We start from the raw sequence: 15,984 nt of genomic DNA on the forward strand, positions 1-15,984 counted from the left end.
TTACTCCTTTGAAGGTTCGTCGGTGAGTCCGAAAGCTGCGCGGAAGTCGGCCAGGCCGTCGGAGCCTGCGCCGCCCTTGGGGTCGCCGCCCGCGCTCTCGCGGGGCTGGTCGGTGAACATGTAGGCGTTGTCCTTCTTCAGGGCCTCGAAGTCGATGCCCGTTAGGTTGCCCTGCTCGTCCAGCTTCGCGTCGGCGATGTTCGGGATGATCGCGCGCGCCGCCTTGGCGTTGCGCACCCCCATCTGCGCCAGCTTGGTGTCGATGGCGAAGTCGCGGCGCATGTCGGCCTCGCGCTTCTCGGCGTCAGCCTTGTACGCCTCGTTGTCGGCCTTGGCCTTGTCGAGCGCGGCCTGCAGCTCCTCGGCGTTGCCCGCCTTGGAGGTGAACTCCTCGATCTGCTTGTCGCGCTGCTCCAGCTCGGCCTTGAGGGCCTTCACCTGCTCCTGGTACTCGTCGGTTTCGCGCTTGTACTTCGCGTAGGACACGACCTCCTTCTGGGGCTCGGTCTGTTGGCCTTCGCCGCCCTCGTTTCCCTGGGGCTTGTTGTCTTCAGCCATCGCTTGCTCCTTCCGTGTTTGGTTGTCGCGCTTCCCTGCGCGCTTGGATGGCCCACCGTTGTCGCCGTGGTCGCGTGCGGGGCATGTTGTCGCCGCCCCATCGCGTGACCGCATCTTCCCCGAGGTGTCGCCAGGCAAAAGAAAAGGCCGCCCGTGATGGGCGGCCTGGTAGCCGTTCTGTATTTGGTTGTGGTTACAGGGCGGCGATGCTCGCCACCTCGTCGACGGGTATGTCCACGATGATGCCCGCGCCGTTGTCGATGCCTATGGTGTTCGGCTCGTCCAGCGATTCGGCATCGCTCTGGTAGTCGTCGAACTTGCCCGTGACCACTTGGCCGTCGGTGCACGTCACCTTGACCTGCTGGCGAAAATACTTCACCGCTTCCGATAGCTTCATTGCTGTGCCTCCTTCGGTTTCGCCGGGACGATATGCACGTCGCCATCGGCATAGTGGATGGTGAAACGCGTGGTCGGGATATGCTCTCCATTATCGCCGATTACGTATCCGATCACGCGCCCTGCGTCGCAAACTTCGCGTTTGTTCCAGCTTCCGGCGCGCGTCGCACGCGCCAGCCCCGTTCCCGCGTGCTTTGAAACGAGGTCTCGCACCTCTTCGAGCGTCGCGGTGATGCAGCTCGGCTCCTTGTACTCGCTGCCCTTGCGCTTCAGGTTCGCCACGTACTGCTCGTGCTGGCGGCTGCCCGCTATGTGCTTCGCCTGCTTGTCGTCGTGCACCGCCATCGCTGCGGCGTCGGCCACGCGCAGGTCGCGCGCCTTCTCGGCCTTGGCCTGGTTTATGGCGGTCCTGAGAACCTTGTCGCGCTCCGCCTTGGCCATGAGGCCGAAGCCATCGCCGCCCGCCTTGACCAGCTCGCCCACGCGCTTCTGGCTCACGCCCGCCTCGGCTATGGCCTCCTTGACGTCCGGCTGCGCCATGTAGGCCGTGCGGCTGGCCGTCTGACGGGTGAGGGCGCGCTTCTTGTTGCCCGTCTCGTAGGGGTTCTCTCGCGAGTAGTCGCGGGCGAGGTAGGGGTGAGCCGCTATGTGCTCGCGCTGGCGCTTCTGCAGCTTGCCCAGGCGCACGCGCTCCTTGGTGTCGTCGAGCCCCGCCGCCTTCAGGGCGACCGCCTCTCGCTTGGTCGCGCGTATGCCGCGCTCGATCTCGCGCTGCTTCTGCTCGGCCTGGTACCGCTCCTCGCGCTTCTCGTCGCCGCCATCTGGATCGCGCTCGTACCGCAGCTGCTGGCCCTCCACGTAGATGCCGAAGTCGTGCTTGCAGTTCGCGCCGCACAGGCCATCGACAGAGCCGTAGCCCGTCTCGCGGTAGAACGGCGGGTACTTCTTGGACTTGCCCGACAGACTGAACACGCGGCCCTGCCACTTGGCGTGGCTCTCGCGCGCCCCGCCGTGCGAGGAGGTCTGCACGAGGTCGTGCCCAGTCTCCTCAAGCAGCTCCAGCGTGTTGCGGCTGCCGGCCTGCACCGCCTGCGTGCGAATGTGGCGGCGCATGGCCACGTCCGCCTGCGCCCACGCCCCGCTCTTGTAGTCCACGACGGACACGCCGCGCCGCGCCAGCTTCAGCACGGCCTCGCGGGTGGCCTGCTCGTAGCCCGCCATGCCCGAGTTCACCCGAGCCACGGCCTGCGCCACGACTTCGAGGTAGGCGCGCTGCACGTTGGCGGTCATCTTCAGGTTGTCGCGGCTCACGACGTCCTGCACTCCCGCCGCCGTGGCCCGCGCTGAGTTGTGCAGCCTCCACTGCATCGTCTTGGACAGCGCGCCCATGGCCGTGCCCAGCGTGGCCAGGTCGGCCTCGGCGCTCTTGGCCACGGCCTCGGCCGCAGCCTTGGCAGCCTCGCGCGCGGCTCTGCGGCCCTCCTCGTTCATGGCCTTCTGCACGTCCTTGGCGGCAAGCGCCGCCTTGCGGGCGGCCTGCGAGTAGGCGCTGTCGCCCTCGAAGTCGATGGAGCCTATGAGCGCGGCGTAGATGCACACCAGGCGCAGGGTGTATTCGTCCATGGCCCCCTGCGCTGCGTCGGTGAAGTGCTCTATGTAGTCCGGCCCCAGCATCAGGCGAGCCCGTCGCCCAGCATGTCGAACGCGCCGCCCTGCTGCTCGGGCACGTTGGCCTTGGCCTCGTTGCTAGTCTCGCCGTAGAAGCGGCGGCGGTACTCCCACGGGGCCATGATGCCCGCGCCGACCTCGCTCATGGCCATCTCGCGCGCGCTCTGCGTGTCGCTGATGATGGAGTCGTCGAAGTCCACGGTGACGTCGCCGTAGGGCACGGCCTCGCCCTTGATGCTGCGGCACGCGTCGGCCATGCCGTTCACGAGGCGTACGATGGACTTGCGCAGGGCGTTCTCGTGCCGGTGGATGGATCGCATCAGCTGCGAGTTGTCGGCCGCCACCTCCTTGGCGGTCTTCAGGCCCGTGTGCGACTCCCAGGAGAAGTAGCCGTTGCCGAAGCCGCACGCCACCGACAGCAGGCGCAGGCCCGTGTTGATGGCGCTGGCGTTCTCGTCGGCCTTGAGGTCGCTCTGAACGGTCTGAATCTTGGCCGACCCCTCGTCGCCGGGGTTCATGCTGAAGATGGTGTCGTCGGCCTCGCCGAAGGCGTAGTAGGTCTTCGTGAGGCTGCCGTCCGGCCCCTTGTCGGTCTTGGACTCTATGAGGGTCTTGTCCACGAACGTGCGCGGGCGGCCCACGCGAATGTGGTCGAGCAGGGAGGTGGCGGCCTCGTCGACCACCTTCATGGCCCCCACGGCGTTGCAGTACACGCTCGCGCCCATCGCGCAGTAGTCGTAGAAGCGGTTCGACACGGCGGGGCGCACCAGCGCGAAAAGCGGGCGGGTGCAGCGCGTGTCCATGTCGGCGCTGATGCCCTCGACCGCCACCTGCTTGTGCGTCTTGGTGTCGAACAGCTGCGTGAGGATGTGGTAGGTGCCGCCCTTGAGCACGTGGGCCTGGCACTGGTCGTAGTCGCGCCCGGCGACCTCCACGCGGCCCACGAACGCGCACTGCGTGCAGTCGTCGGCGCTCCACGTGAGCGGGACTATCTGCGTGGCGTCGTAGCGCACGATGCGCAGCTCGGCGTCGGGCGTGTAGGCGCTGTCGGTCACGCCTCGCGGCTCGATGACCCACGCGCCCGTGCCCATGGCGAACGCGCGGGCTATGAAGTCGGCGTTGTCCATGGCGAACGATGTGGGCGCGTCGCCGTCCTCTGTCGGCTGCGGCGCGGCCTGGCCGTCCTCGTGCCCCTCGTCGCCGACGCCGCCCGTCGCCTTGGGGTTGGCAAAGTAGCGCGCCATCCAGGCGCGGCGCTCGTCGCTCGTGCTGGAGATGATCGTGCTCTCGTTCATGAGCAGACTGGCCCACTCGTCGGCCACGAGCGCCGCCGGGTGCAGGCTGGCGCGCTCGCGCTTGTACACGCGGAAGCCGCGCCGCTCGCTGTAGTGGTACCAGCTGTTGTTCGCCGCGAACCAGCCGAACCAGACGCCCACCATGCCCTGCATGCGGGTGTCCGGCTGGTATCCCATGCGGCGCAGCCACGCCTCGGCGTAGCCCGTGTTTCCCCGTTTCTCCATCAGAGGTTGCTCCTTATCCACAGTCCTGCGGCGTAGCCCGCCGCGTCTATCGCGTCGTCGTTCACCTTCGGCAGTGTCTCGGTTATGTCGCCCTGCCCGTTCGACACGTACTCGAACTCGGGGAACTCCTTGGCGGCGAGCGGGCAGCGGTCGGGGTCGATGACTATGCGCGTGAGGTTCTGCATCCACCTGATGCGGCTCTTGGGCGCGTTCAGGCCCTGCTTGAGCGACTTCTGCGCGCCGATGCCCTGCTCCTGGTAGTAGAGGATCATGCCGCGCGCCGCGCTGTCGCACCACACGTCGGCGGCGGGGTCCTCGGCTGCCTGCAGCTTGGCCGCCACCAGCTCGGCGGTCTTGACGTCGATGGCCTCGGTTCCCTGGCGGCTCTCCTCGTCCAGCAGGTAAAGCACGCGCTCGTTCTCGTCGTATCCCGCCTCCATGAACACCCACGGGTGCACGCTGCCCGCGTCCACGCCGAACGAGCGCAGGGCGATGGCCTCGCGTTCCTCTGCGGTGATGGGACGTATGTCCAGCAGCTCGTCGGGGAACACCTCGGAGCCCGTGCCGATGACCTCGCCGAGCCATTGCCAGCGGTAGGAGTCGGGCGTCTTGCGGCGGCTGCGCTCGGCCTCCGCCAGCGCCGCGGCGCTTATCCACTCGGGGTGCTCGTCTATGACGTCCAGGTACGTGGTGTGGCATATGAAGCGCCCGTCCTCGCCCGGGTGGGCCTCCAGGTCGCGCGCCTCCTTGTTCACCCAGTTGCGAGCCGAGCGGGGAGGGTTGTAGCTGTAGAACACCCAGAACATGTCGCCGCCGCGCAGGAACGTGGCCAGCACGCTGCGCACCTCGTCCATGCCGTCGAACTCGTCTACCTCCTCGAACCACACCACGGCGCAGTAGCCGGTGCGGAACTTCGCGGACTTCAGCTTCTTCGGCTTGTCGCATCCCACAAAGCGTATGACCTGCCCGGTGGGGCGGTACGTCACCTCCATGGGGGACAGGCCGAAGTCGAACAGGTGCGCCACGCCCAGCACGTCGCACGCCCAGCCTATCTGCTCGTACACGGACGTGCGCAGCGTGTTGCCGACCTTGCGCAGCACGACGGCGTTGGCCTCCGGGTTGAGCATGATCAGCAGCACGATGGCGATGGATATGAACGACGACTTGGTGGAGTTGCGCCCGCCCTTGAACCAGTAGTGCGTGAACTCGTGCGCCTTGATGGAGCGCCACACGCCGGCGAACACGGAGGCCACGACGTCCGAGAGCCTAACCGAGGTCGTCAACGATGGTCACCCCCGCCTCCGCCATGGCGGCCTTCGCGCCGTCCACGCCGAACATGTCGTTGAGCAGCTTCACGCTCTCGGTTATGGCCAGGCGCGCGTCGCCGTTGATGCTGCCCTCGGCCGCCTGGCGTCGGAAGATGGGCAGCGCGCCGTCCAGCACCTCGAACAGCGGGGCGGCCGCGTCCTGCAGCTCCCAGCGGCAGTCCTTGGCGGCCGCGTCGCGGATTTCCTGGATTCTGTGCGCGATTCGTGGGTCGCGCATCAGCTTGGAGGCGGCGCAGCTTATCGAGTTGTAGTTCATGCGCTTGCAGTCGTAGGCCGCGCGGTACGCGTCCTGCTGCTTGGCGCGGGGCTTGGCCATCTCGCGGGCGAACGCCTCCTGCTTCGCCGTGAGCGGCTTGTCCTTCTTGGGCACCTGCGGCCTCCTTCCTGATTAGTTTCGCGCTAGCCAAGCGACGCGATCACATCGCGCTCGCGCGGCGAAAGCGCGAAACGCTCTGCGGCTGCACGCTCTGCGGCTGCACGCTCTGCGGCTGCACGCTCTGCGGCTGCACGCTCTGCGGCTGCACGCTCTGCGGCTGCACGCTCTGCGGCTGCACGCTCTGCGGCTGCACGCTCTGCGGCTGCACGCTCTGCGGCTGCACGCTCTGCGGCTGCACGCTCTGCGGCTGCACGCTCTGATATGAGGTAGCCGCTGCCGTATATCGCCTTGTTCTGCACGCGCTGCGCGTCGAGCGCCCTCGTGAAGCTGCACTCCTGCGGCCCCACGCGGAAGTCGATGCCGTACTTGGAGTAGCGCGCCAGCATGGGCGCGGTCAGCACCTCGTCCGGGTACTCGTACTTCGGCAGCGCCTTGGCCTTCTCGCGGCGCAGGCGCTCTATCGCGGCATCCAGCTCGGAGCGCAGGTCGGGCGCGCTGCGAGCCTGAGCGGGGTCGAGGTTGGTCACGAACGACGTGTTGACGCTCGCGCCGTTGGCGTACGTCACGACGACGCCCGTCACGACCTTGCAGCAGTTGCGGATGCCCATGCACGTCAGGGTGGGGGCGAACAGGAAGAAGCCCACGCCGCGCTCCTGGTAGTGCTTGACGATCTTGCTCAGGATGGAGAACGGCGGGTTGTCCACCACCGTGCAGCCCTGCGGGTACTCCTCGCACTCGTAGTCGCCGCCCGGATAGAACGGGCGCGCCACCTTCGCCAGGCCGAACCCGTACTCCCGGTGCGCCCACCGCAGCACGCAGTCGTACACCTCGGGCGGGGTGTAGCAGTCGTCCGTCGTCCTCTTCGGCTCGAACTTTGCCGTGAACTCCTCGTATGTCTCGCCTCTCGCCATGCGTCTCCTATCTCTCGGCCCATATGGTCGCAAGCGTGTCGCCGGGCACGGAAAAGGCCGCCCCGAAGGACGGCCCTCTGCCTGTTTCCGTATTCGGTTGCCCCTATCCGCACGCCGCCACGGCCATGGCCATGAGCCCGAGCGCCAGCGCCCTTATGGCGTAGATGGCCGCCGCGTCTATGGCGATTGCCGCCGCTATGAACAGCAGGCACCCCCAGTTGCATCCCGGGCGGTTCATCGCTCCTCCCACTCGATGGCGCCGTCGTCGTACTCGGCCTTGAGCCATTCCAGGTAGTCGGCCTCCTCGCAGAAGCTGGCCAGCAGCCGCTTGCTGGTAGTGCAGCTGCTCATGCGGCTCGTCTCACACACGGCGATGAAGAAGGGCCACGAGTGGAACTCCGTCTCCGTGTGGATGGCCCGCTCGGGCGTGCCGAAAAGGTGCTCCCAGTTCGTCATCGCGCCCCCTCCTTCGCGCTCGGCCCGACCTTGCGGTAGGTGAAGTCCTCGAACAGGTGACCGCACCAGCGGCAGCGGTCGCCGCCCTTGGGCAGGTGGTGCCAGATCTCGCGCATGCCGCACTTCGGGCAGCGCACATCGATACTGGGTCGGCGCTTCGGCTTCTCGGTCTGCTGCTCCATGGCTACTCCACCGCCATCCGCATGGCCGGCTTCATGGCCTCGCGCAGGCTCTTGGCCAGCTCCTCGGCCGTTACCTCCACGTTCACGTCGGGCATCGCGAAGCCGTGCGCCTCTTCGGCCTTGAGGCAAGGCATGGCGGCGTCCTGGGCCGCGCCCTTGAGCGTCGGTGCCGCCGTCACCCTCGGCTCGCAGCGCCCCAGCCACAGCTCGCACTCGTCCAGCTTCGTGAGCGCCAGGGCGCGCTCGCGGCTCGCCTCGTAGGCCGTCTCGATGCCCTTGCGCAGGTTCTGCACGGCCGTCTCTTCGGTTCCGGCGTCCAGCTTTTCGCGCAGTCGGGCGTTCTCGAACCTCAGGTTGCGAGCCTCGCGACGCGGCACTGCTACCGTATGGCTTTGCTGCTCGCCCCAGCAGTCCTCGCACAGCGGCGCGTCTACGCCCATGTTGTCCTGCCCCAGGGCGTCGATATCGCGCCCGCAGGTATCGCAGATGATTCCCATGGCTACTCCCTTCCTTCCGGCTTCACCGCGCCTGCGAGGAACCACGCTCGCAGGCTCTCGGCGCACTCCGGGCACAAGGCCCTTGCCTTGCCGTCGATTCGCGCGCTGTTCCTCAGCACCATCTTGGCGTAACCCGCCAGGGTCGCCGGCACCTCCTTGCCGCAGCGTTCGCATGCGCACATGTACAGCCTCATGCCTGCTCGCCTCCCTTCGGCAGAGCGTCGGCGATTCGGTCCCAGTCGGTGGCCGACTTCTCGCTGGGGTACTCGTAGGCCCCCACGCACGGCACCGGCAGCACCGCCATGCCGTCGTGCTCGCCTGCGTACTCGTCTGCGTCCGATCTGCTCTCGAACGCCAGCACCACGTCGCTCTCCGTGGCCACCGCGTAGATCTTCTTCATCGTTTCGTCTCCTATTCGAACTCGAAGCACTCGCATGCCTCGCTTGTCTCGTCTACCGCCTCCACGTCGGGGCCGCCGCCCGTCATGGCGTCGCGGGCGCACACGGCCTCGCCGCCAGCGCCCTGCACGCGGCCGCAGAAGCGGCACTCCCGGCACGCGCGGCCCTCCCACGGGTCGGGCCGGTTCCACGGTGCCCTGGGGTCTGACTCGAAGCATCCGGGCGGGAGGTTCCACCCGCTTGAAGGCTCGTACCAGCTCACATGCACCGCCTACCCCTCGGCAGCCGCCCCCAGCCGTCCATGGCCAGGGCATCCGCGTACTTGGTCGGTTCCGGCAGCAGCAGGTACTCCCAGTGCCCCGAGCCCGGCGGGGCGGGGCGGTTGAACCTCTGCTCGGCCCTGACCCAGCGGAAGTGCAGCCGGTTGGCGTGCGCCAGCCCGTGGCAGCCGCTGCCGTTGCCGCTGCCGCACAGCATCACCGTGGGCTTGGGAACCTCGCGCCCGTCGCGGAACAGCTTGCCCGCCCCGCGCCTCACGATGTGGTGGCGGTTGAGCGGCCACGGCGCGCCACACACGGCGCACCTGGGCGTCTCGATGCTCGGCCCCTCCATGAGGGGGCGCAGGATCTCGGGCAGCGTGTCAACGTTTGCCATTCGATAGCCTCCTGTCCTTGCCTTGCAGCTCGTACTTGTCGCACATCTCCGACAGGCGGCTCACGATGGCCACCGCCGTCTCCTCGTCGCCGTTCTTGGCCAGGCGGCGTATGAGGTCGCTCTTGCCGTACTGCGTGGTCACGACCACGGGCCTCATGTTCTCGTACCTGTCGTTCACGACGCGGAACACCTGCCCCAGCGTCCAGTCGGTGGGGGACTCCTTGCCTAGGTCGTCCAGCACCAGGCACCCCACGCGGGAGAGCCTGGACAGCACGCCGTCCTCGGTGCCGTCGCCGCCGTAGGTGCCCTTGATGGCGGCCAGCACGCCCAGCATGTCGGTCACCCTCACGCTGGTGCCGCCGTCCACCAGGAGCCGCGCCACGGCGCTCGCCAGGTGGGTCTTGCCGGTTCCCACGGGGCCGCAGATGTACGCCCCGCGCCCTTGCTCAACCTTCGCGGCAATGCCCTCGGCCATGGGGGAGGCGGCTGTCATGAAGCGTGGCTTGATTCCGGCCCGCTCGTAGGCCCGGCGGCGTTTGGCTGCGGCCTCCTCGGCCTTGGCCCTGGCCTCAAGGCGCGAACGCTCGTCGCGCTCCGCCACGGCACCCGGGCAGCCGCACGGCTTCCAGCCGCAGAAGGTGCGGCGGCCAGCCAGCACCACGTAGCGGACCTCCAGCTGCGCCCCGCAGTGGGGGCACTCAGTCGTACTCGGCATAGCCGTCGGCCTCCTTCCGGGTCCTCGGGCCGCGGTTCACGTAGTCCTCGAACTTCGGCGAGAACAGCGTGGAGGGCCGCAGGTACTTGGCCATCTTCGGGTCGCCCGCCCACTCGGCCGTCATCGTGTCGATGACGGCCAGGAAGTCGGGGAGGCGGTAGCCCTCGGCCCAGCGGGCGTGTATCAGCCTGCGGGTCTTGGCGCTGCTTGAGCGGTAGCGGGTGCCGGCCGCCTCGTTGAGCGCATGCACGATTTCGTCAAAGGGGATTAAGGGGTTATCTATATACTCAACCTCAACCTCAACCTCTGCATTGCCGCAACTCGATGCGCCTGCATGTGCATCCGCATCTGCTTGCGCATGTGCGACTGCATCTGTATCCGCATATGCTCCCGCATGTGCTTGCGCATCGGATTGCGCCCGTGCCGCCGCATCGTCCACCGCGTCTTCCTTCCCCGGCCTGTTGCCCCAGCGGGCGTTGGCCGCCTTCCTTGCGCGCTCGCTCTTCTCGTCGCCCATGTCGAGCCTGCCCTTGAGCACCAGGAAGGTGGGCAGCCACGCGGGGCTGCCCTGCGGCTCCTTGCCCGTGAACCGGTACTCGACGATGGCGTAGATGAACGGCGCGCGCTGCTTCTCGGGCATGGCCTGCGCGGCCGCCCAGAAGTCGTCGTGTATAACCATGCCCATAGTGTCGCCGTCGCCTTCCCTAAAACGGGATATCCTCGTCGTACAGATCGGGCATGGCCTGCTGCTGCGGCGCGGGCTGCTGTGGCGCGTACGCCTGCTGAGTGGCCGGCTGCGGCGCGTAGGCGGGCTGCTGCGGCGCAGGTGCCGGGGCGGGGCGTCCCTGGCCGTACGTGCGGGCCTGCGGCGCTTGCGGGGCCGCCTGGGGCGCGTACTGCTGCGGCGCGTAGCCCTGCTGCTGTTGATGGCCGCTCATGAACTCCAGCTCGTCCACCACGACCTCCAGCGCGCTGCGCTTCTGGCCGGTCTGCTGGTCGTTCCAGCTGCGGTAGCGCAGCTTGCCCTCGATGGCCACCTTGCTGCCTTTGGCGAGGTACTGCGCCAGCTTCTCGCCGCGGGTGCCGAACAGCGTGCAGTCCACGAAGTTCGGGTAGTCCTCCCACTGCCCGGTCTGCTGGTTCTTGCGGCGGTCGTTGACGGCCACGCCCATGGACAGCACGGACATGCCGCCAGACGTGGAGCGCAGCACGGGGTCGCGGGTCAGGTTGCCGGATATGCACACGCGGTTGATGCTCATAGATACCCTCCTTGGGTTACGTCCCCGCTGTTCCAGATGCGGGTGATCTGCGCGTCTACCATGCGGATACGCAGCTTGATTACGTTGATGGCCTCCTGTGAGGCCTTGTAGATGGCCTCGGAGCAGTCGCGGCGGCGCTTGGCCTCCGCTATCTGCTCCTGGCCCCGGCACACGTCGCCGATGATGGTGACGGGCATGCCCTTCTGGCGCTCGTTCAGGATGGCGATGCGCAGGGCCTTGCGGTACTCGGCCTCGTTCTCGGCGTACTGGCAGCCCGACTCCTTGCAGGTCTTCAGCTCGGCCTCCAGCCTGTCGGTCAGCTCGTCCAGCTCCTCGGTGAGCGCCTGCATCTACTCCACCTGCCAGTCGGGGCGCGGGCAGCACGGGCTGTTAGCCACGAACTCCATGTACTGCGGCATGCTGGCGAACTGGTAGCGCGCCCCGCAGCTGCGGCAGTGGGCCGTGAAGGGGCCGTCTGCGGGCGGCTGCTTCTCCTCGGGCGCGGGCTGCTCCTCCATGGCGTCGGGATCGCTCTGCCCGTCGATGGCGAACGCGCCGCACAGCGCGTACTTGCGGGCGTAGCTCGACGCCATGCCGGTCACCTGGGCGTCGTCCGAGCCCTTCTTGTGCTCGTCCTCGCGGGCGTAGGCGCTCACCTGCAGCAGGCCCTCGCCGCCCTCGGCGGGGAACACGCACGCCGTGGACTTCACGTAGTAGCGGTCGCCTATCTGCACCAGCTCGTCGGTCATGAAGAACGCCAGGCCCTCCTTGGCGCACGGCTCCTTCAGCGCGGCCACTATGTCCTCGTAGCTGCGGTAGCTGAACTTGCCGAAAGCGTTGTACTTGGCCTTGGGCACCACCACGGCGCGCTGCACGCGGGCAACGGCCGCCATGAGGTCGATGGACTGCTGTTCCTGGGTCATGCTAGTAGCCTCCGTTCATTCGCTCGTAAACCTGGCCCACCGTGCCGTGCATGATGGTGCCCACGACGCCCTGCGCCTTGAGGGCCGCCGCGACGCCCTGCATCTGCTCGCGCGTGGCGCACGGCACCACGACCGTCCACGGGTCGCCCGCCATGGCCACGGGTGCCGGTGCGGGCGGCGCTGGCGGCACCGGGGCGGGCATGGGCGCGGGCTGCGGCTCGGGCATCTGCTCAAGCGGCTGCGGGAACTCTGCGGGCTGGCATTCCGCGGGCTCGGGCACCGCTTCGGGCTCGGGCTCGGGCTCTTCCACGGGTTCCGGCTCCATGGCCGCTTTCAGCTCGGCGATGCGCCGGCGCTCCTCCTCGGCCTTGTGCGCCGCCGTTATGGCCGCGCCCAGGTCCAGGGTGGCGAACAGCTCGCGCTCGGCCTCGTCGTAGAACGGCTCGCCCTGGAACTGCGCCTTGAGGGTTTCCCAGTCCTGGGCCAGGCGCTCCACCTTGGCCTCCAGGGCCTTGAATGCCTTCACCTCGCCGAAGGTCTTGTTGGTCCACTGCTTCTCGTGGAAACGCTCATAGGGCACGACGGGGGCCAGCAGCCCGGCGAACTCCTCGTAGTGCTCCCGCAGCTTGGCGTACGCGCGCAGCTGGCGCTCCTCCTCGGCCTCGTCAAGCTGCGCCTTGATGCCGTCGGCTGCCTGCTTCGCGATGCCCGCCACGGCCTTGCACCTGTCCTCGAACGCGGCCAGGGGCTTCGTGTACTCGCGGCTCACGGCCTTGCGGCGCTCGTCTATCTCCTTGGCGATGCCGTTGAGGTAGGCGCGGTCGCGCTTGGCGGCCTTCACGTTCTCGTCCTTGCCCATGTCGTAGGTCGCGCCCTCGTAGTCGGCCACCAGCCTGCGCACGTGCGCCTCCAGGGCGTCGAAGTTGGCCTCGATCACGGCGGGGGAGTACGCCACGGTCAGCTCCGAGGCCTCCTCGGGCTCGATGATCTCGGCCTCAACTGCTTCGCTCATTTACTCCTCGCTTCCCAGGCGCGCCATGCACGCCTCGTAGGTTTCCGTCTCGGCCGCGTTCGGCTCGTAGCCGTCGGCCTTCATGGCCTCGTAGATGATGGTCACGTTCTCGACCGTCGCTCGGTTGAAGCACACGGAGCCGCCGCCTTCCCTGAGGCTCCAGGCCGTCCAGCCGCTCATGTTCCACGCTGCCCGCCAGCCCATGGCCACGGCCAGCTCGGTGGGCGTGCGGTCGATGGGTCGGCCCAGCAGCTCCTCGAACGATTCCACGGCCTCGGCCTCCATGGCGAACGCGGTCAGCGCCAGGGCCGTGCGGCGCATCGACTTGAGGTCGCCCGCGTGGGCGGCGAGCCACTCGCGGCGGGCCTTCGCGCCGTCCTCGTAGGCGGCCTGGAAGTCGGCCTTGCGCTGGGCTGCGGCCTGTGCGGCCTCGTCGGCCCCCTCGGCCACCGGCGCCAGCAGGGTCACGCCGAACGACGTCTCCTCGGCCAGAAGCCCCGCGCCCGCGTTGTCGGCCACGTAGGCGTCCAGCGCCGCCAGGTCGGGGCGGTAGTCGGAAAACGTGCGGCATGCGGCGAAGCCCTCGGGGCATTCGTCGACGAACTCGACGCCCGCGTCGGCAAGCACCGCCACCACCTCGGCGCGGTTGCGCCTCCGCTCGGCCTCGGCCTTCAGGCCCGCGTACACGCGCTGCCATTCGGACTGCTTGCAGTCGCGCAGCTCGGCCACGGCCTCGTCGTCGCCCTCGAACTCGGCGATGGCGGCCAGGCGGTCGAGCGTCATGTCGTAGGCGGCGTCCTGCACCCTGCGGGCGGCGCGGCGCGCCTTGGCCACGGTGCCCGCGTCGGTGCGGGCGGCCACGGCCACCTCCTCGTCGGGAATGTCGAGCGCCAGCATGGTCTGCACGCCGCGCGACTTCTCCTCGGCGGTCAGCCCCAGCTTGGCGTCGGTCTCCACCATGGCCTTGGCGGCCTCCATGCGCGCCAGCTCGGCGTCGTCCAGGTCGTCGTAGACCTCGGCGAGGAAACGCTCGGTGCCGATGGCCCTCATGGCGCGCACGCGGCACTCGCCGTCGATGATCCAGTAGATGCCGCCCTCCTTGTACAGGATGGGCTTCATGACGGGCTGGCCGGGGTTGAGGCGGTTGGCTTTGAACTGCGCGGCCAGGCCCGCGATGTGCTCGGCGCTCTCCCTGGTGGTGAAGTCGCGCGGGTTCATCGGCTCGCCGTCGGCGCGCTCGTAGGGGTACACGTCGCAGATCGCGACCTCCTCTAGCGATTGCATGCGCGGGCCTCCTCGTCTACGACCACGCGGCACTCCATGCCCACCAGGCGGGCGCGGCACGCCACGCGGGCCACCTCGCCCATGAGCGCGATGCGCTTGGTGGGCACGGGGCCGTTCTTGATCTGCGCGGCCATGCAGGCGGCCCCCATGTTGAACGCCTGGCGCATGGCGGCGTCGAAGCCGCCGTCGCCCGGCTCGGGCACGGGGACGGCGCGCTCGATGCGCTTCAGGATGCTGTCCACCGTCTTGTCCGCGACGGTCTTGCTGATGATTTCCGTGAGCATTTGGGTCTCCTAACTGGGAAAACTAAAAGTGATAAAAACTTTTCAGGATTTCGGAACTTTTTTCTCTATGCGCTCCTTGCGCTTCTGCGCCGCCTTGACCCTGCGGTACAGGTAGCGGCACAGCCACCGCTCCATGGCCTCGTCGTGCGCCTCTGCTGCCTTGTCGGCGGCGTAGCGGCTCATGCCCGAGGTGTCCGGGGCCTGCGGCATGGGGTCGGCGCGGCTCTCTCGGCCGCACTCGGTGCGCTCGTAGGTGCGGCGCTCCTCTGCGGTCAGCCTCGGCAGCAGCTCGGCTATGCGGGCCTCTATGGCCTCAAGCTGCTGCTGGCGTCTGCACGGTTCGCAGATGCCGTCCTTGCCGAGGGTCGCCCTGCGGCACCCGCACGACGGGCACAGCTCCAGGCGGTGGCGGTAGCAGCGCAGGGACACGTGGCCGCCGCTGGCGTTGATCACGCGCCGCGCGTTATCCAACTGGTTCTTGGACAGCCGCAGCTCGCGGCGAATCTCGCGGGCGGGCACCTTTCCCGCCAGCTCAGCTATGCGGTCGAGGTCGGCCTTGCGCCACGCCCTGTGTGGCCTGCCCTTGTCTCGGCGGGTCACTCGTCGCTCACCTCCACGACCACGCGGGGGCGCGCCCTGTCGGTGAGCACCCTGTCGGGGCACTGCTCCACGTACTTGCGGGAGTCGTCCTTGATTACGCCCGCCGCCACCAGGCCGTCGAGCACGAACTTGCGCGCGAAGCCCACGTTGTCGGCGTCGCGGCGCATGTCGGGCTCGTAGAACGTGGTGCGCACGGTCACCCGGCGCTCGAAGCGCGGCGCGCGCTGCTGCATGGCCGCCGCCCTCACGCGCGCCGTCTCGCGCTTCTTCATGGCCGCCGCCTTGTAGCGGTTGGCGCGCTCGGCGCTGATGTAGTCGTTCAGGCTCGGCATTCGGCCCTCGACCGTGACGGTGCACCTCATTGCGCGCCCCTGTCGTAGATGCCTTGCGCCTCGGTTAGCGTGGAGGCGGCGAAAACGGCTGGGCCCACGATGGCCTCCCACGTGCCCACCAGGTCCACGGAGTCCACCGGCGTGCGGCGGAAGCTCACGGCGGCCAGCATGGAGGGGCGCTGCAGCACCATGTAGCGGGACAGCACGCTCCACAGGTTGTGGTCGCGCTTGAACTCGCTGGCCTCGCTCACGGTCATGCCGTTCTGGCACGCCAGGGTGTACACGTTGTCGCGCTGGATGACGTGGCCCTCCAGCATCAGGCGGTAGCAGATGCGGCGCAGCTTCGCCCATGTATCGGGGTTCGAGGCAACCCAGCCGCACGCCTTGGCCACGAGGGCCTGGGCCTTGGCGTCTACCTCGGCCATACTGTTGCCTCCAGCGCCCATGTGGCGGCGATGCACGCGCAGACGAACAGGGCGGCGAAAACGGCCTGCAGCCTCTCGCGGCGCTGCTCGGGTGTTACACTGGTCTCGGTTCGGAAGTGAACCGTTGCGGTGCGCGTCTTTCGCTTGCCGGCTGCGACGCGCACCCTCTTTCCCTTGATCTTTTCCATTCCTGGAACTTCCTCTCG

At 68.1% G+C, this 15,984-nt stretch carries 27 protein-coding genes; 1 reads left to right on the forward strand and 26 read right to left on the reverse strand.

Features of this window, described 5'->3' with window-relative positions:
• From ACGHIZ_RS02240 to ACGHIZ_RS02265, 6 genes are all read right to left on the reverse strand, one after another.
• Positions 1-558: a phage scaffolding protein gene (locus ACGHIZ_RS02240; RefSeq protein WP_390448832.1), complete on the reverse strand. Its 558-nt coding sequence runs from the start codon at positions 556-558 to the stop codon at positions 1-3.
• Between the two features lie 193 nt (positions 559-751).
• Positions 752-955, reverse strand: a complete 204-nt coding sequence (locus ACGHIZ_RS02245; RefSeq protein ID WP_390448835.1) for a hypothetical protein — start codon at positions 953-955, stop codon at positions 752-754.
• Entirely contained in the window at positions 952-2,628 is a 1,677-nt protein-coding gene (locus ACGHIZ_RS02250) for a phage minor capsid protein (RefSeq protein WP_390448838.1), read from the reverse strand. Before ACGHIZ_RS02250 ends, ACGHIZ_RS02245 begins: the two co-directional genes overlap by 4 nt.
• A complete protein-coding gene (locus ACGHIZ_RS02255; protein ID WP_390448842.1) occupies positions 2,628-4,142 on the reverse strand; it encodes a hypothetical protein in 1,515 nt (504 codons plus the stop codon). The genes ACGHIZ_RS02250 and ACGHIZ_RS02255 overlap by 1 nt, the downstream gene beginning before the upstream one ends.
• Positions 4,142-5,395 (reverse strand): PBSX family phage terminase large subunit, encoded by a 1,254-nt coding sequence (locus ACGHIZ_RS02260; RefSeq protein ID WP_373198039.1) that lies wholly within the window; start codon positions 5,393-5,395, stop codon positions 4,142-4,144. Before ACGHIZ_RS02260 ends, ACGHIZ_RS02255 begins: the two co-directional genes overlap by 1 nt.
• A gap of 13 nt (positions 5,396-5,408) precedes the next feature.
• Positions 5,409-5,840, reverse strand: a complete 432-nt coding sequence (locus ACGHIZ_RS02265) for a hypothetical protein (protein ID WP_117765325.1) — start codon at positions 5,838-5,840, stop codon at positions 5,409-5,411.
• A gap of 50 nt (positions 5,841-5,890) precedes the next feature.
• Between ACGHIZ_RS02265 and ACGHIZ_RS02270 the strand changes: the two genes are divergently transcribed.
• Positions 5,891-6,106: a pentapeptide repeat-containing protein gene (locus ACGHIZ_RS02270; RefSeq protein WP_390449851.1), complete on the forward strand. Its 216-nt coding sequence runs from the start codon at positions 5,891-5,893 to the stop codon at positions 6,104-6,106.
• 754 nt (positions 6,107-6,860) lie between these two features.
• On the opposite strand, the gene ACGHIZ_RS02275 is transcribed toward ACGHIZ_RS02270, so the two are convergent.
• From ACGHIZ_RS02275 to ACGHIZ_RS02370, 20 genes are read right to left on the reverse strand one after another with little or no spacing between them, the layout of a single operon-like run.
• The gene (locus tag ACGHIZ_RS02275) at positions 6,861-6,995 is read right to left on the reverse strand and encodes a hypothetical protein (protein WP_264297873.1); all 135 of its coding nucleotides are present in this window, start codon (positions 6,993-6,995) and stop codon (positions 6,861-6,863) included.
• The gene (locus ACGHIZ_RS02280) at positions 6,992-7,213 is read right to left on the reverse strand and encodes a hypothetical protein (RefSeq protein ID WP_390448846.1); all 222 of its coding nucleotides are present in this window, start codon (positions 7,211-7,213) and stop codon (positions 6,992-6,994) included. Before ACGHIZ_RS02280 ends, ACGHIZ_RS02275 begins: the two co-directional genes overlap by 4 nt.
• Entirely contained in the window at positions 7,210-7,395 is a 186-nt protein-coding gene (locus tag ACGHIZ_RS02285; RefSeq protein ID WP_390448849.1) for a hypothetical protein, read from the reverse strand. Before ACGHIZ_RS02285 ends, ACGHIZ_RS02280 begins: the two co-directional genes overlap by 4 nt.
• Before the next feature lie 2 nt (positions 7,396-7,397).
• Complete coding sequence (locus tag ACGHIZ_RS02290) at positions 7,398-7,892, reverse strand: hypothetical protein (RefSeq protein WP_390448852.1); 495 nt, start codon at positions 7,890-7,892, stop codon at positions 7,398-7,400.
• Between the two features lie 2 nt (positions 7,893-7,894).
• On the reverse strand, positions 7,895-8,086 hold the full coding sequence (locus ACGHIZ_RS02295; protein ID WP_117637866.1) for a hypothetical protein: 192 nt from the start codon (positions 8,084-8,086) through the stop codon (positions 7,895-7,897).
• Positions 8,083-8,292, reverse strand: a complete 210-nt coding sequence (locus ACGHIZ_RS02300) for a hypothetical protein (protein WP_346964631.1) — start codon at positions 8,290-8,292, stop codon at positions 8,083-8,085. The genes ACGHIZ_RS02295 and ACGHIZ_RS02300 overlap by 4 nt, the downstream gene beginning before the upstream one ends.
• 11 nt (positions 8,293-8,303) lie before the next feature.
• On the reverse strand, positions 8,304-8,552 hold the full coding sequence (locus ACGHIZ_RS02305) for a hypothetical protein (protein WP_390448856.1): 249 nt from the start codon (positions 8,550-8,552) through the stop codon (positions 8,304-8,306).
• A complete protein-coding gene (locus ACGHIZ_RS02310) occupies positions 8,549-8,944 on the reverse strand; it encodes a hypothetical protein (RefSeq protein ID WP_118349165.1) in 396 nt (131 codons plus the stop codon). The genes ACGHIZ_RS02305 and ACGHIZ_RS02310 overlap by 4 nt, the downstream gene beginning before the upstream one ends.
• Positions 8,931-9,659: an ATP-binding protein gene (locus tag ACGHIZ_RS02315; protein WP_152067353.1), complete on the reverse strand. Its 729-nt coding sequence runs from the start codon at positions 9,657-9,659 to the stop codon at positions 8,931-8,933. The genes ACGHIZ_RS02310 and ACGHIZ_RS02315 overlap by 14 nt, the downstream gene beginning before the upstream one ends.
• Positions 9,643-10,338 carry a conserved phage C-terminal domain-containing protein gene (locus tag ACGHIZ_RS02320; RefSeq protein ID WP_390448860.1) on the reverse strand — a complete coding sequence of 232 codons (696 nt, stop codon included), beginning with the start codon at positions 10,336-10,338 and terminating at the stop codon, positions 9,643-9,645. The genes ACGHIZ_RS02315 and ACGHIZ_RS02320 overlap by 17 nt, the downstream gene beginning before the upstream one ends.
• A gap of 25 nt (positions 10,339-10,363) precedes the next feature.
• Positions 10,364-10,918 carry a single-stranded DNA-binding protein gene (locus tag ACGHIZ_RS02325; protein WP_390448863.1) on the reverse strand — a complete coding sequence of 185 codons (555 nt, stop codon included), beginning with the start codon at positions 10,916-10,918 and terminating at the stop codon, positions 10,364-10,366.
• On the reverse strand, positions 10,915-11,268 hold the full coding sequence (locus ACGHIZ_RS02330; protein ID WP_390448866.1) for a hypothetical protein: 354 nt from the start codon (positions 11,266-11,268) through the stop codon (positions 10,915-10,917). Before ACGHIZ_RS02330 ends, ACGHIZ_RS02325 begins: the two co-directional genes overlap by 4 nt.
• Positions 11,269-11,841: an ERF family protein gene (locus tag ACGHIZ_RS02335; protein ID WP_199410671.1), complete on the reverse strand. Its 573-nt coding sequence runs from the start codon at positions 11,839-11,841 to the stop codon at positions 11,269-11,271.
• Between the two features lies 1 nt (position 11,842).
• The gene (locus ACGHIZ_RS02340) at positions 11,843-12,853 is read right to left on the reverse strand and encodes a DUF1351 domain-containing protein (protein ID WP_117637859.1); all 1,011 of its coding nucleotides are present in this window, start codon (positions 12,851-12,853) and stop codon (positions 11,843-11,845) included.
• Positions 12,854-14,137, reverse strand: coding sequence for a ParB N-terminal domain-containing protein (locus ACGHIZ_RS02345; protein ID WP_390448870.1), 1,284 nt, complete (start codon positions 14,135-14,137; stop codon positions 12,854-12,856).
• The gene (locus ACGHIZ_RS02350) at positions 14,125-14,421 is read right to left on the reverse strand and encodes a hypothetical protein (protein ID WP_117765307.1); all 297 of its coding nucleotides are present in this window, start codon (positions 14,419-14,421) and stop codon (positions 14,125-14,127) included. Before ACGHIZ_RS02350 ends, ACGHIZ_RS02345 begins: the two co-directional genes overlap by 13 nt.
• A gap of 42 nt (positions 14,422-14,463) precedes the next feature.
• On the reverse strand, positions 14,464-15,021 hold the full coding sequence (locus ACGHIZ_RS02355) for a hypothetical protein (RefSeq protein ID WP_117765305.1): 558 nt from the start codon (positions 15,019-15,021) through the stop codon (positions 14,464-14,466).
• Positions 15,018-15,383 carry a RusA family crossover junction endodeoxyribonuclease gene (locus ACGHIZ_RS02360; RefSeq protein ID WP_158551309.1) on the reverse strand — a complete coding sequence of 122 codons (366 nt, stop codon included), beginning with the start codon at positions 15,381-15,383 and terminating at the stop codon, positions 15,018-15,020. The genes ACGHIZ_RS02355 and ACGHIZ_RS02360 overlap by 4 nt, the downstream gene beginning before the upstream one ends.
• Positions 15,380-15,778 (reverse strand): hypothetical protein, encoded by a 399-nt coding sequence (locus ACGHIZ_RS02365; RefSeq protein ID WP_158551308.1) that lies wholly within the window; start codon positions 15,776-15,778, stop codon positions 15,380-15,382. Before ACGHIZ_RS02365 ends, ACGHIZ_RS02360 begins: the two co-directional genes overlap by 4 nt.
• On the reverse strand, positions 15,766-15,966 hold the full coding sequence (locus tag ACGHIZ_RS02370; RefSeq protein WP_117637854.1) for a hypothetical protein: 201 nt from the start codon (positions 15,964-15,966) through the stop codon (positions 15,766-15,768). The genes ACGHIZ_RS02365 and ACGHIZ_RS02370 overlap by 13 nt, the downstream gene beginning before the upstream one ends.
• Between the last annotated feature and the right edge of the window lie 18 nt (positions 15,967-15,984).

The organism is Collinsella sp. i05-0019-G5, from assembly GCF_042851345.1.
GTDB lineage: Bacteria > Actinomycetota > Coriobacteriia > Coriobacteriales > Coriobacteriaceae > Collinsella.